At 64.2% G+C, this 13,793-nt stretch carries 7 protein-coding genes and 3 rRNA genes; all 10 read left to right on the top strand.

What is annotated here, in order from left to right:
- Positions 1-24 precede the first annotated feature (24 nt).
- Positions 25-1,053, top strand: a complete 1,029-nt coding sequence (gene argC, locus ACQE3C_RS07140) for an N-acetyl-gamma-glutamyl-phosphate reductase (RefSeq protein WP_434538491.1) — start codon at positions 25-27, stop codon at positions 1,051-1,053.
- Positions 1,050-2,234, top strand: coding sequence for a bifunctional glutamate N-acetyltransferase/amino-acid acetyltransferase ArgJ (gene argJ / locus ACQE3C_RS07135; protein ID WP_434538490.1), 1,185 nt, complete (start codon positions 1,050-1,052; stop codon positions 2,232-2,234). Before argC ends, argJ begins: the two co-directional genes overlap by 4 nt.
- Positions 2,231-3,187, top strand: a complete 957-nt coding sequence (gene argB / locus ACQE3C_RS07130) for an acetylglutamate kinase (RefSeq protein ID WP_434538489.1) — start codon at positions 2,231-2,233, stop codon at positions 3,185-3,187. The genes argJ and argB overlap by 4 nt, the downstream gene beginning before the upstream one ends.
- The gene (locus ACQE3C_RS07125; RefSeq protein ID WP_434538488.1) at positions 3,184-4,428 is read left to right on the top strand and encodes an acetylornithine transaminase; all 1,245 of its coding nucleotides are present in this window, start codon (positions 3,184-3,186) and stop codon (positions 4,426-4,428) included. Before argB ends, ACQE3C_RS07125 begins: the two co-directional genes overlap by 4 nt.
- Positions 4,415-4,912 (top strand): arginine repressor, encoded by a 498-nt coding sequence (locus ACQE3C_RS07120; RefSeq protein WP_434538487.1) that lies wholly within the window; start codon positions 4,415-4,417, stop codon positions 4,910-4,912. Before ACQE3C_RS07125 ends, ACQE3C_RS07120 begins: the two co-directional genes overlap by 14 nt.
- Before the next feature lie 110 nt (positions 4,913-5,022).
- On the top strand, positions 5,023-6,474 hold the full coding sequence (argH, locus tag ACQE3C_RS07115) for an argininosuccinate lyase (protein ID WP_434538486.1): 1,452 nt from the start codon (positions 5,023-5,025) through the stop codon (positions 6,472-6,474).
- A gap of 16 nt (positions 6,475-6,490) precedes the next feature.
- Positions 6,491-7,771: a tyrosine--tRNA ligase gene (gene tyrS / locus ACQE3C_RS07110; protein ID WP_434538485.1), complete on the top strand. Its 1,281-nt coding sequence runs from the start codon at positions 6,491-6,493 to the stop codon at positions 7,769-7,771.
- 709 nt (positions 7,772-8,480) lie between these two features.
- Positions 8,481-9,998 (top strand): 16S ribosomal RNA (locus ACQE3C_RS07105).
- 396 nt (positions 9,999-10,394) lie between these two features.
- Positions 10,395-13,490 (top strand): 23S ribosomal RNA (locus ACQE3C_RS07100).
- A gap of 128 nt (positions 13,491-13,618) precedes the next feature.
- A 5S ribosomal RNA gene (gene rrf / locus ACQE3C_RS07095) occupies positions 13,619-13,735 on the top strand.
- The 16S, 23S and 5S rRNA genes sit together here, the layout of an rRNA operon.
- Positions 13,736-13,793 lie beyond the last annotated feature (58 nt).

The raw sequence follows: 13,793 nt of genomic DNA, 5'->3' as shown, positions 1-13,793 counted from the left end.
TTCCGACTGTGCAATAGTTATTCCATGATCACAGTTTCCGTGGCCGGGTGCACCGGTTACGCCGGGGGAGAGGTGCTCCGGCTGCTGCTGGGCCATCCCGAGGTCCGGCTGGGCAACCTGACCGCCCACTCCAGCGCAGGCTCGAAGCTGGGTGCCCACCACCCGCACCTGGTGCCGCTGGCCGACCGCGAGATCCTGCCCACCACGGCGGAGAACCTGGCCGGGCACGACGTCGTCTTCCTGGCCCTGCCGCACGGCGCCAGCGCCGAGATCGCCGCCCAGCTGGGTGACGACGTGCTCGTCATCGACGCCGGGGCCGACCACCGCCTCGAGAGCGCCGAGGACTGGCAGCGCTTCTACCACTGCGACCACGCCGGCACTTGGCCCTACGGGCTGCCCGAACTGCCCGGCGCACGTGCCCGGCTGGCCGGCGCCAAGCGGGTCGCGGTGCCCGGCTGCTACCCCACGACGGCCACCCTCGCGCTGGCGCCGGCGGTGAGCGCCGGCCTGATCGACGGCCGCGACATCACCATTGCCGCCGCCAGCGGCTCGTCCGGGGCCGGCAAGGCCGCCAAACCGCACCTGCTCGGCGCCGAACTGTTCGGCTCGGCCAGCGCCTACGGCGTCGGTGGTGTGCACCGTCACACCCCCGAAATCACCCAGAACCTGCGCGTCCTGGGCGCGGTCGACCCCAGCATCAGCTTCACCCCCATGCTGGTGCCGATGGCACGCGGCATCCTGGCCGTGTGCACCGCACCCCTGGCCGCCGGCGTCGAGGCCGCCGCCGTCCGACCGGCCTACGAACAGGCCTGGGCAGGCGAGCCCTTCGTCCACCTGCTGCCCGAGGGGCAGTGGCCGATGAGCCAGTCGGTGGTCGGGTCGAACGCCGTCCAGATGCAGGTCACTGTCGACGAGTCGGTCAACCGTCTGGTCGCGGTCTCGACCCTCGACAACCTGACCAAGGGCACCGCCGGTGGTGCCATCCAGTCCATGAACATCGCCCTGGGGATCGAGGAGACCACCGGGCTGACCACTGTGGGAGTCGCGCCGTGAGTGAGTACTACCTGATCCGTGACGGCCGGGGCGTCACCGCAGCCCAGGGCTTCACCGCCAGCGGCGTGGCCGCCGGCCTCAAGACCAGCGGCAAGCCCGACGTCGCGCTGGTGCGCAACCTTGGGCCCCAGTACACCGCCGCCGGGGTGTTCACCAGCAACCGCGTCACCGCCGCCCCCGTGGTGCACAGCCGCGTCGTCCTGACCAACAACACCGCCCGCGCGATCGTGCTGAACTCCGGTGGGGCGAACGCCTGTACCGGTGAGGGCGGGCTGACCGACGCCCGCGAGACCAGCGCGGCCACCGCCGCGGCCCTGGACATTCCCGCCGACGAGGTTGCCGTGGCCTCCACCGGGCTCATCGGGGTCCGCCTGCCGATGGACCGGCTGGTGGCCGGGGTGAAGCAGGCCGCCCAGGAGCTCTCTCCGCAGGGCGGCCCAGACGCCGCTGCGGCCATCATGACCACCGACACCCGCGCCAAGCAGGCCGAGATCACCACCGACAACGGCTGGACCGCCGGCGGCATGACCAAGGGTGCCGGCATGATCGCGCCCGGGCTCGCCACGATGCTGTGCGTCATCACCACCGACGCCGTCGTCGAACCCCACGTGCTCGACAAGGCCCTGCGCACCGCCTGCCGGCTCACCTTCGACCGCCTTGACACCGACGGCTGCATGTCGACCAACGACACAGTGGTGGCGATGGCTTCGGGCGCCTCGGGCGTGGCCGTCGACGAACCCGAACTGGCCGACGTGCTGGTGGCCATCTGCGCCGACCTGGCCCGGCAGATGATGGCCGACGCCGAGGGCGCCGAGCATGACATCACCATCGAGGTGGTCAACGCCGACTCGGTGGAGGACGCCCTCGAGGTGGGCCGCGCCATCTCGCGCAGCAACCTGTTCAAGACCGCCGTGGCCGGCAACGACCCGAACTGGGGCCGTGTGCTGGCCCAGATCGGCACCACCGCCGCCGAGTTCGACCCCGACCGGCTCGACGTCAGCTTCAACGGCGTCCAGGTCTGCACCGGCGGCGGCATCGGTGAACCCCGTGAGAACGTCGACCTGACCGGCCGCGAGGTGCACGTGCTGGTCGACCTGCACGCCGGCACCGAGACCGCCACCATCCTGACCAGTGACCTGACCCACGGCTACATCACCGAGAACGCGGACTACTCCTCATGAGCACCACACGCAAGGACGACCAGGCCCAGTTGATCAGCAAGGCCTCCACCCTCATCGAGGCGCTGCCCTGGCTGACCGAGTACGCCGGCAAGGTCGTCGTCATCAAGTACGGCGGCAACGCCATGGTCGACGAGGACCTCAAGAAGGCCTTCGCCGAAGACATTGTCTTCCTGCGGCGCTGTGGCGTGCTGCCGGTGGTCGTGCACGGCGGCGGACCGCAGATCTCGAGCATGCTCGAGCGCCTCGACATCGATTCGGAGTTCAAGGGTGGCTTCCGGGTCACCACCGCCGAAGCGATGGACGTCGTCCGGATGGTGCTGGTCGGCAAGGTCGGTCGCGACCTGGTCGGGCTCATCAACGCCCACGGGCCACTGGCGATCGGCATGTCCGGTGAGGACGGAGGCCTGTTCACCGCCACCAAGCGCAGCGTCCACGTCGACGGTGAGGACCTCGACATCGGACTGGTCGGCGACGTCGCCCACGTGCGTCCCGACTCGATCCGCGACCTGCTCGAGGCCGGCCGGATCCCCGTGATCGCCAGCGTCGCCCCCGACGAGGCCGGCCAGGTGCACAACATCAACGCCGACACCGCCGCCGCCGCGCTGGCCAGCGCCCTGCGCGCCGAACGCCTGGTGATGCTCACCGACGTCGCCGGCCTGTACGCCAACTGGCCCGAGTCGGAGGACGTGATCACCCAGATCAGCGCCCAGGAACTCGAAGAGATGTTGCCGAGCCTGTCGAGCGGCATGGTCCCCAAGATGGAGGCCTGCCTGCGGGCGGTCACCCAGGGCGTGCCCCGCGCGACCATCATCGACGGCCGCGTCAAGCACTGCCTGCTGCTCGAGATCTTCACCGACGCCGGCGTCGGCACCATGGTCTACGGCGACGCCGACACCACCCGCGAACAGCGGGCCATCACCATTCCCGACCTTGGCCAGGACACTGACGCATGAGCGAGTACAGCAGCACCGAACTCACCCACCTCCAGTCCGCCCCCGGCGCCCAGGCCGACCTGGGCGAGCGGTACTCCCGGGTGATGATGAACGCCTTCGGCGCCCCCCAGCGGGTCTTCGTCCGCGGCGAGGGCATCCATGTCTGGGACGCCGACGGCAACCGCTACCAGGACATGCTCTCGGGCCTGGCCGTCACCGCCCTGGGCCACGCCCACCCGGCGGTGCTGCAGGCCATCACCAGCCAGCTGATGACGCTCGGCCACGTGTCGAACTTCTTCGCCACCCCGGCCCAGGTCGCGCTGGCCGAGAAGCTGGTCGGCACCGTGCTGGGCGCCGAGCCCGGCAGCGCCCGGGTGTTCTTCACCAACTCCGGCACCGAGGCCAACGAGGCCGCCTGGAAACTGACCCGGCTCACCGGCCGCACCCGGATCATCGCCATGGAGGGCAGCTTCCACGGCCGCACCGCCGCAGCCCTGGCGCTGACCTGGAACGAGAAGTACCGCGCCCCGTTCGAGCCGCTGCCCGGCGAGGTCACCTTCGTCCCCTACGGCGACATCGACGCCCTCTCCGCAGCACTGGACGACACCGTCGCGGCGGTCATCGTCGAACCGATTCAGGGCGAGAACGGGGTGGTGAACCCACCCGAGGGATACCTGCAGGCCGTCCGGCGGGCCACGCGCGCCCACGGTGCGCTGCTGTGGTTCGACGAGGTCCAGACGGGCATGGGTCGCACCGGCCGCTGGCTGGCCGGCGGCGACGTCGACGCCGACCTGGTCACCCTGGCCAAGGGACTGGGCAACGGCTTCCCGATCGGGGCCGTCCTGGCCCGCGGCGAGGCCGCCAACCTGCTGCAACCCGGCCAGCACGGCACCACCTTCGGCGGCAACCCGGTGGCCGCCATCGCCGGCCTGGCCGTGATCGCCGTGATCGAACGCGACGGGCTGCTGCAGAACACCCTCGACCTGGGTGACCTGCTCGCCGAACGCCTCGCCGCCCTGCCGCACGTCACCCACGTCAGCGGCGCGGGCCTGCTGCGCGGGGTCAACCTCGACGGTGACTTCGCCGCCGCGGTCAACGCCGAACTGCTGCAGCGCGGCTTCATCTCGAATGCCCCGCGGCCGCACGTGCTGCGGGTGGCCCCGCCGCTGGTGATCACCGAGGCCCAGGCCCTCGGGTTCGTCGAGGCCCTCGGCGAGGTCCTGTCCGACCCCCGCTGGGACGACGGCGATGGCAGCAGCTGAGCGAGGGCTGTCCCGGGCCGCCCGCCGGGCGCTGGTGCAGTCGCTGATCGAGAACCACCCGGTCTCTTCCCAGACCGAGCTGGCCGAACTGCTGGCCGAGGAGGGCGTCCAGGTCACCCAGGGCACCATCTCGAAGGACCTGCTCGACCTGCGGGCCGTGCGCCAACGCGACAGCGAGGGGGCACTGCGCTACGTCATCCCCGACGAGGAACCGGTCGGTGACCAGAACCACCTGGCCCGGCTGCAGCGGCTGTGCACCGAGATGCTGCTCGACGCGGTGCCGGCCGGGGGACTGGTGGTGGCCCACACGCCCGCCGGGGCGGCCCAGTACTTCGCCTCGGCGATCGACAAGGCCTCCTTGCCGGGGGTGGTCGGCACCATCGCCGGCGACGACACCGTGCTGCTGATCGCCGCCGATGCCGACCAGGGCACGGCGGTCGCCGACCGGCTGCGTGACCTGGCCGCCGGCAGCCGACCCGATTGAGCAGTCCGACCCGATGACCGAGCTGGCCCGACCAGCCCCACTGCGCAAGACTGGCCGCTACGCGGCACCGTGTACGACTGGCCGCTCCACGGCAGGAGAAGGGACACCGAATGAGCAACGAACAGGCCGAGCAGACCCAGCACGAGGCCGAGCACGAGGGCAAGCTCTGGGGCGGCCGGTTCGAGGGCGGCCCCGCCGAGGCGATGTTCGCGCTGTCGAAGTCGACCCAGTTCGACTGGCGGCTCGCCCGCCTCGACCTGGCCGGCTCCAGCGCCCACGCCCTGGCCCTGCACACTGCCGGGCTGCTCACCGACCAGGAACTCGCCGACATGCAGGCCGGCATCGCTGAGCTCGACGCCCGGGTCGCTGACGGACGATTCGGCCCCGCCCCCAGCGACGAAGACGTCCACGGCGCCCTCGAACGCGGCCTGACCGAGATCGTCGGCCCACAACTGGGCGGACGACTGCGCGCCGGGCGTTCCCGCAATGACCAGATCGCCACCCTCATCCGGGCCTGGCTGCGCCAGCAGGTGCGCCTGATCGCCGGAGAGGTGGCCGAGGTCGTGGCCGCCCTGCATGCCCAGGCGAGCAGCAACATCACCGCCATCATGCCCGGGCGCACCCATCTGCAGTCGGCCCAGCCGGTGCTGCTCAGCCACCACCTGCTGGCCCACGCCTGGCCGCTGCTGCGCGACGTCCAGCGGCTGGTCAGCCTCGACGAACGGCTGGCCATCAGCCCCTATGGCTCCGGTGCGCTGGCCGGCACCTCACTAGGACTCGACCCGCAGCTGGTGGCCCGTGAACTGGGCTTTGCTGACTCGGTGCCCAACTCGATCGACGGCACTGCCGCCCGTGACCTGGTCAGCGAGGCCGCCTACGTGCTGGCACAGATCGGCGTCGACCTGTCCCGGCTGAGTGAAGACGTCATCCTGTGGTGCACCCACGAGTTCGGCTTCGCCACTCTGGACGACGCCTGGTCGACGGGCTCAAGCATCATGCCGCAGAAGAAGAACCCCGACGTGGCCGAGCTCGCCCGCGGCAAGGCCGGTCGCCTGATCGGGAACCTGTCCGGGCTGCTGGCCACCTTCAAGGGGCTGCCGCTGGCCTACAACAGGGACCTGCAGGAGGACAAGGAGCCCCTCTTCGACGGGGTCGACCAGCTCGTGGTGCTGCTGCCGGCCGTGGCGGGCATGGTGGGCACCCTCACCTTCCACCACGACCGGATGGCGAGCCTGGCACCGCGCGGCTTCTCCCTGGCTACCGACGTCGCCGACTGGTTGGTGCGCCAGCGGGTGCCTTTCGCCCAGGCCCACGAGATCGCCGGCCATGCCGTGCGCTACTGCGAGAGCGCCGGCACCGAACTGTCCGACCTGACCCCCGAGCAGCTCAGCGAGATCGACCCGCTGCTGCAGCCGGGCGTCCTCGAGGTGTTGACCGTCGAAGGGTCGGTCGCCTCCCGCGACGGTCGCGGGGGCACCGCGCCCACGCAGGTCCGCGCCCAGTTGGACGAGGTGGCCGCCGCCCTGGCCACCGCCCGCGAGTTCTCGTCCAGCACGCCCTGATCGCTACGCTTGCCGCATGAATGAAGTCCTGGACGAACTTGCCTGGCGCGGCCTGATCGCGCACTCGACCGACCTCGAGGAGCTCGGGGCCGAGCTGGACAAGGGCCCGGTGCGCTTCTACGTCGGTTTCGACCCCACCGCCCCCTCACTGCACATCGGCCACCTGATCCAACTCATCACCGCACGTCGCCTGCAGGACGCCGGGCACCGGCCCGTCCTCCTGGTGGGTGGGGCCACCGGCATGATCGGTGACCCGAAGGAGAGCGGCGAGCGGGTGATGAACTCACCAGAGGTGGTCGCCGGCTGGGTCGACCGGCTGCGCGGGCAGGTGGCCCGCTACGTCACCTTCAACGGGGACAACGCCGCCACCATCGTCAACAACCTGGACTGGACCGGCTCGATGAACGTCGTCGAGTTCCTGCGCGACATCGGCAAGCACTTCCCGGTCAACCGGATGCTGGCCCGTGACGTGGTGGCCAAGCGGCTCGAGCAGGGCATCTCGTACACGGAGTTCAGCTACGTCCTGCTGCAGTCGATGGACTTCCTGGAACTGCACCGTCGCCACGACGTGGTGCTGCAGACCGGTGGGTCGGACCAGTGGGGCAACATCACCGCCGGCGCCGACCTGATCCGCCGCGTGGAGGGAACCCACGTCCACGCCCTGGCCACCCCACTGCTGACCAAGGCGGACGGCACGAAGTTCGGCAAGACCGAAGGCGGCACAGTCTGGATCGACCCCGAACTCACCTCTCCCTACGCCTTCCACCAGTTCTTCCTGAACGCCGAGGACAGCAAGGTCATCGAGTACATCAAGGTGTTCAGCCCCCGCACCCGCGCCGAGATCGACGAACTGGAGCAGCTGACGCTCCAGGAACCGCATCGTCGGGCAGCCCAGCGGGCGTTGGCCGACGACCTGACCGACCTGGTCCACGGAGTGGCTGAACGGGAGGCCGCCACCGCTGCTGCGGCCGCCCTGTTCGGGCGCGGTGAACTCGCCGACCTGCCGTCGAGCACGCTCAGCCATGTCGCCGCCGAAGTCGGGGGAGCGTTGCTGGAGCCGGGGACCGAGCTGCCCGACGTGGCCGAGGCCCTCAGGCTTGCCGGCGTCGTGGAGTCACGCTCTGCCGGCCGGCGCGCCATTCAGGAGGGGGGCGCTTACCTGAACAACCAGAAGGTCACCGACGTGGAGGCCCGGCTGGGTGAGGACGACTTCCTGGCCGGCGGGCACGCAGTGCTGCGCCGCGGCAAGAAGACCGTCGGGGTGCTTCGCCGCGGTGCCACTGCCGCACAGGCCTGACCAACACTGCTGTGACTAGGGTGTTCGCTGGTGTGACACAGATCACGTCGCGCCGATTTGCGAAGTCGGGGCGACGCGCGTAATGTTTACGAAGCCCTGAGGGTGCAACGGACAGGCCGAGAGGCTCTGGACGAACCCCGGGGAACACCACCAGTCACCCATGCGGGGCAGAGTGTGCGTTCAGGACAGAACCCACTTGAGGTCTCGAAGTTGGCGACACCGGATGGTGTGGGTCGGAAGCCGGATTTGACTCTGGTGGGGGGCCCGGGTAGTGTTGCTGAGGTTGTCGCGAGGCAGCGGAAGTAGCTCCTGGCTAGGGGTTTCACTGGTTTTCAGTGGCTCGGGGTTGGGGGTGGCCGGTGGGCCGGTGGGTTTGACAGCCTGCGGGTGGATCGGTAGTGTTTTTCAGGTTGCCCCTTGCTGAGGCTCTCGGATTTGAGGGTTGAGGTGTGGGACGCGGTCGGATCTTGAGAACTCAACAGCGTGTCTAAAGTCAATGCATAGTTTTATTTTTGCATCCTGACTGTGCCATCTTTGTGGTGGTGGGGTTGGGGTGTGTTTTTTCCCGTGCCATGCCTTTTGGGTGTGGTTTGGGTTCCTTTGATTGATGGACAGTTGAAGACCAGCTTGGTTTTCTTTTGCTGGGCATCGAACTTGTTGACGTCGTGATGCTGGCTGCCTTTGGGTGGTTGGTGTTTGGCGATATTTTTCAACGGAGAGTTTGATCCTGGCTCAGGACGAACGCTGGCGGCGTGCTTAACACATGCAAGTCGAACGGTAAGGCCCTTCGGGGTACACGAGTGGCGAACGGGTGAGTAACACGTGAGTAATGTGCCCTTGACTCTGGGATAACAGTTGGAAACAGCTGCTAATACCGGATATGACCTGGTCCTGCATGGGGTTGGGTGGAAAGCTTTTGCGGTCTTGGATCAACTCGCGGCCTATCAGCTTGTTGGTGAGGTAGTGGCTCACCAAGGCTTCGACGGGTAGCCGGCCTGAGAGGGCGACCGGCCACACTGGGACTGAGATACGGCCCAGACTCCTACGGGAGGCAGCAGTGGGGAATATTGCACAATGGGCGCAAGCCTGATGCAGCAACGCCGCGTGCGGGATGACGGCCTTCGGGTTGTAAACCGCTTTCACCTATGACGAAGCTTTTTGTGACGGTAGTAGGAGAAGAAGCACCGGCCAACTACGTGCCAGCAGCCGCGGTGATACGTAGGGTGCGAGCGTTGTCCGGAATTATTGGGCGTAAAGAGCTTGTAGGCGGTTGATTGCGTCAGAAGTGAAAACTCAGGGCTTAACCCTGAGCCTGCTTCTGATACGGGTTGACTAGAGGGAAGTAGGGGAGAACGGAATTCCTGGTGGAGCGGTGGAATGCGCAGATATCAGGAGGAACACCGGTGGCGAAGGCGGTTCTCTGGACTTTTCCTGACGCTGAGAAGCGAAAGCGTGGGGAGCAAACAGGCTTAGATACCCTGGTAGTCCACGCCGTAAACGGTGGGTACTAGGTGTGGGGGACTTCCACGTTCTCCGTGCCGTAGCTAACGCATTAAGTACCCCGCCTGGGGAGTACGGCCGCAAGGCTAAAACTCAAAGGAATTGACGGGGCCCCGCACAAGCGGCGGAGCATGCGGATTAATTCGATGCAACGCGAAGAACCTTACCTGGGTTTGACATGTACCGGAAACATTCAGAGATGGGTGCCCCCTTTTGGGTCGGTATACAGGTGGTGCATGGCTGTCGTCAGCTCGTGTCGTGAGATGTTGGGTTAAGTCCCGCAACGAGCGCAACCCTCGTCCTATGTTGCCAGCGGGTAATGCCGGGGACTCATGGGAGACCGCCGGGGCCAACTCGGAGGAAGGTGGGGATGAGGTCAAGTCATCATGCCCCTTATGTCCAGGGCTTCACGCATGCTACAATGGCTGGTACAAAGGGCTGCGAACCTGTAAGGGTGAGCGAATCCCAAAAAGCCAGTCTCAGTTCGGATTGGGGTCTGCAACTCGACCCCATGAAGTCGGAGTCGCTAGTAATCGCAGATCAGCAACGCTGCGGTGAATACGTTCCCGGGGCTTGTACACACCGCCCGTCAAGTCATGAAAGTCGGTAACACCCGAAGCCGGTGGCCCAACCCTTGTGGAGGGAGCCGTCGAAGGTGGGACTGGTAATTAGGACTAAGTCGTAACAAGGTAGCCGTACCGGAAGGTGCGGCTGGATCACCTCCTTTCTAAGGAGTCTGTTTGGCCGGCACCACCTCTTGAGGGGTGTTTGGTCCAAGTGCTGGTTCCGGGGCGTGTGTTCCCGGCCGGCGCAGGCACTTTGTGGAGCATTGACCTGCGGATCTGTGGTGATGCTGTTCGTTCAGTACTGCCCAACTCGTTTCGTCTTCGGACGCTGGTGGGTTTGGGTGTGGAAGTCGACGGTGTCAGTTATGGGTCCTGGACACGTTGTTGGGTCCTGAGGGGCCGACCGTTCACACTTCTTGTGGGTGTGTGTGGTTGTGTTTCTTGGCGGACCATGGTCTGCACGTCCCTGGTTGTTGGGGGGTGTGGGGGTGGGCTCGGTTGTTGTTTGAGAACTTCACAGTGGACGCGAGCATCTTTGTAGATTTTTGTTTTTTGTTGGACAAGCTACTAAGTGCGATCGGTGGATGCCTAGGCACCAAGAGCCGATGAAGGACGTTGTAACCTGCGATAAGCCTTGGGGAGCTGGTAAACGAGCTGTGATCCGAGGATTTCCGAATGGGGAAACCTGGAATACCGGAGTCATGTCCGGCGACCTCTGCCTGAATATATAGGGCAGTTGGAGGGAACGTGGGGAAGTGAAACATCTCAGTACCCACAGGAAGAGAAAACAATAGTGATTCCGTGAGTAGTGGCGAGCGAAAGCGGAAGAGGCCAAACCGTGCGTGTGTGAGAGCTGGCAGGCGTTGCATGTGCGGGGTTGTGGGAGCATTCAGTCGGGACTGTCATCCTGGCAGGGAGTTAGAAATGATGGGTGAAGTTGAACGGTCTGGGAAGGCCGAGCGTAGAGGGTGAGACTCCCGTAAACGTAAGTTCGTCACTCCTGAGTGTTTTCCCAAGTAGCACGGAACCCCTGAAATTCCGTGTGAATCTGGCGGGACCATCCGCTAAGCCTAAATACTCCTTGGTGACCGATAGCGGACAAGTACCGTGAGGGAAAGGTGAAAAGTACCCCGGGAGGGGAGTGAAATAGTACCTGAAACCGATCGCATACAATCCGTCGGAGCCTTTCGGGGTGACGGCGTGCCTTTTGAAGAATGAGCCTGCGAGTTAGTGGTGTGTGGCGAGGTTAACCCGTGTGGGGGAGCCGTAGCGAAAGCGAGTCCGAACAGGGCGTTGAGTCGCATGCTCTAGACCCGAAGCGTAGTGATCTATCCATGGCCAGGGTGAAGCGAGGGTAAGACCTCGTGGAGGCCCGAACCCACTTGGGTTGAAAACCGAGGGGATGAGCTGTGGATAGGGGTGAAAGGCCAATCAAACTACGTGATAGCTGGTTCTCCCCGAAATGCATATAGGTGCAGCGTTGCGTGTTTCTTGCCGGAGGTAGAGCACTGGATGGTCTAGGGGGCCCACAAGCTTACCGAAATCAACCAAACTCCGAATGCCGGTAAGTGAGAGCGCAGCAGTGAGACTGCGGGCGATAAGGTTCGTAGTCGAGAGGGAAACAGCCCAGATCATCAGCTAAGGCCCCTAAGTGGTAACTAAGTGGAAAAGGATGTGGAGTCGCGGAGACAACCAGGAGGTTGGCTTGGAAGCAGCCATCCTTGAAAGAGTGCGTAATAGCTCACTGGTCAAGTGATTCTGCGCCGACAATTTAGCGGGGCTCAAGTTATCCGCCGAAGCTGTGGCATTCACGCGTGTACCTGACCCTTTTGGGTCCAGGTGTGTGGATGGGTAGGGGAGCGTCGTGTGTGCGGTGAAGCTGCGGGGTGACCTGGTGGTGGAGTGCACACGAGTGAGAATGCAGGCATGAGTAGCGAATGACGGGTGAGAAACCCGTCCGCCGAATATCCAAGGGTTCCAGGGTCAAGCTAATCTGCCCTGGGTAAGTCGGGACCTAAGGCGAGGCCGACAGGCGTAGTCGATGGACAACGGGTTGATATTCCCGTACCGGCGAAAACGAGCAAGTGTCGAATGAGTTGATGCTAAGGACGGAAGGCATTTGATCCCTTCGGGGTGATGGTGCTGACTCTCTGACCCAATGCTTTAGTAGGCAAGCTGCGGAGGGACGCAGGAAGGTAGCCCATCCCGGGCGATGGTTGTCCCGGGCTAAGTGTGTAGGGTGTGTGGTAGGTAAATCCGCCATGCGTGTGCCTGAGACATGAGGGGGAGCAGACTTTGGTCTGTGACTGGGTGATCCTATGCTGCCTAGAAAAGCTTCGTGAGTATTGTTTAGCCGCCCGTACCCCAAACCGACACAGGTGGATAGGTAGAGAATACCAAGGCGATCGAGATAATCATGGTGAAGGAACTCGGCAAAATGCCCCCGTAACTTCGGGATAAGGGGGACTGGATACGTGATGCCACTTGCTGGCTGATGCGTTGAAAGTCGCAGAGACCAGGCCCAAGCGACTGTTTACCAAAAACACAGGTCCGTGCCAAGTCGTAAGACGATGTATACGGACTGACTCCTGCCCGGTGCTGGAAGGTTAAGGGGAAGTGTCAGCGTGAGCGAAGCACTGAACTTAAGCCCCAGTAAACGGCGGTGGTAACTATAACCATCCTAAGGTAGCGAAATTCCTTGTCGGGTAAGTTCCGACCTGCACGAATGGAGTAACGACTTGGGCGCTGTCTCCACCATGAACTCGGCGAAATTGCATTACGAGTAAAGATGCTCGTTACGCGCAGCAGGACGGAAAGACCCCGGGACCTTTACTATAGTTTGGTATTGGTGATTGGGACGACTTGTGTAGGATAGGTGGGAGACTTTGAAGCGGGCACGCCAGTGTTCGTGGAGTCATCGTTGAAATACCACTCTGGTCGTTCTGGTTATCTAACCTAGGTCCATTATCTGGATCAGGGACAGTGCCTGATGGGTAGTTTGACTGGGGCGGTCGCCTCCCAAAAGGTAACGGAGGCGCCCAAAGGTTCCCTCAGCCTGGTTGGCAATCAGGTGTTGAGTGTAAGTGCACAAGGGAGCTTGACTGTGAGAGGGACACCTCGAGCAGGGACGAAAGTCGGGACTAGTGATCCGACGGTGGCACATGGAAGCGCCGTCGCTCAACGGATAAAAGGTACCCCGGGGATAACAGGCTGATCTTGCCCGAGCGCTCACAGCGACGGCATGGTTTGGCACCTCGATGTCGGCTCGTCGCATCCTGGGGCTGTAGTCGGTCCCAAGGGTTGGGCTGTTCGCCCATTAAAGCGGCACGCGAGCTGGGTTCAGAACGTCGTGAGACAGTTCGGTCCCTATCCGCTGCGCGCGTAGGAATCTTGAGAAGGGCTGTCCTTAGTACGAGAGGACCGGGACGGACCAACCTCTGGTGTGCCAGTTGTCCTGCCAAGGGCACGGCTGGTTGGCTACGTTGGGGAGTGATAACCGCTGAAAGCATCTAAGCGGGAAGCACGCTTCAAGATGAGGGTTCCCACAGATGAATCTGGTAAGGCCCCCGGCAGACCACCGGGTGATAGGTCGGATGTGGAAGTGCTGAGAGGCATGGAGCTGACCGATACTAATAGGCCGAGGGCTTGTCCCTCACACTCAATTTGTCTACAAAGATGCTACGCGTCCACTGTGTTGTTCTCGAGGAACAACCAAGCACCCGGTCCGGCCGGCCCTTGTGGGTCTGGCTGGCAGGGGTTCTGGTTGATATCTCCATAGTGTTACGGTGGCCATGGCGAAAGGGAAACACCCGGCTCCATTCCGAACCCGGAAGTTAAGCCTTTCAGCGCCGATGGTACTGCAGGAGGGATCCTGTGGGAGACTAGGACGCTGCCGGACTTCAACACACCCCCTGGTGAGTCCCCTGATCGGGACACACCAGGGGGTGTTTTCATAC

Origin of the sequence: Aestuariimicrobium sp. Y1814 (assembly GCF_050113895.1) — a bacterium.
In the GTDB taxonomy this organism is placed as follows: Bacteria; Actinomycetota; Actinomycetes; order Propionibacteriales; family Propionibacteriaceae; genus Aestuariimicrobium.
Note: the sequence above shows the minus strand (reverse complement) of the source record. Positions and strands in the feature narration are given on the sequence as shown.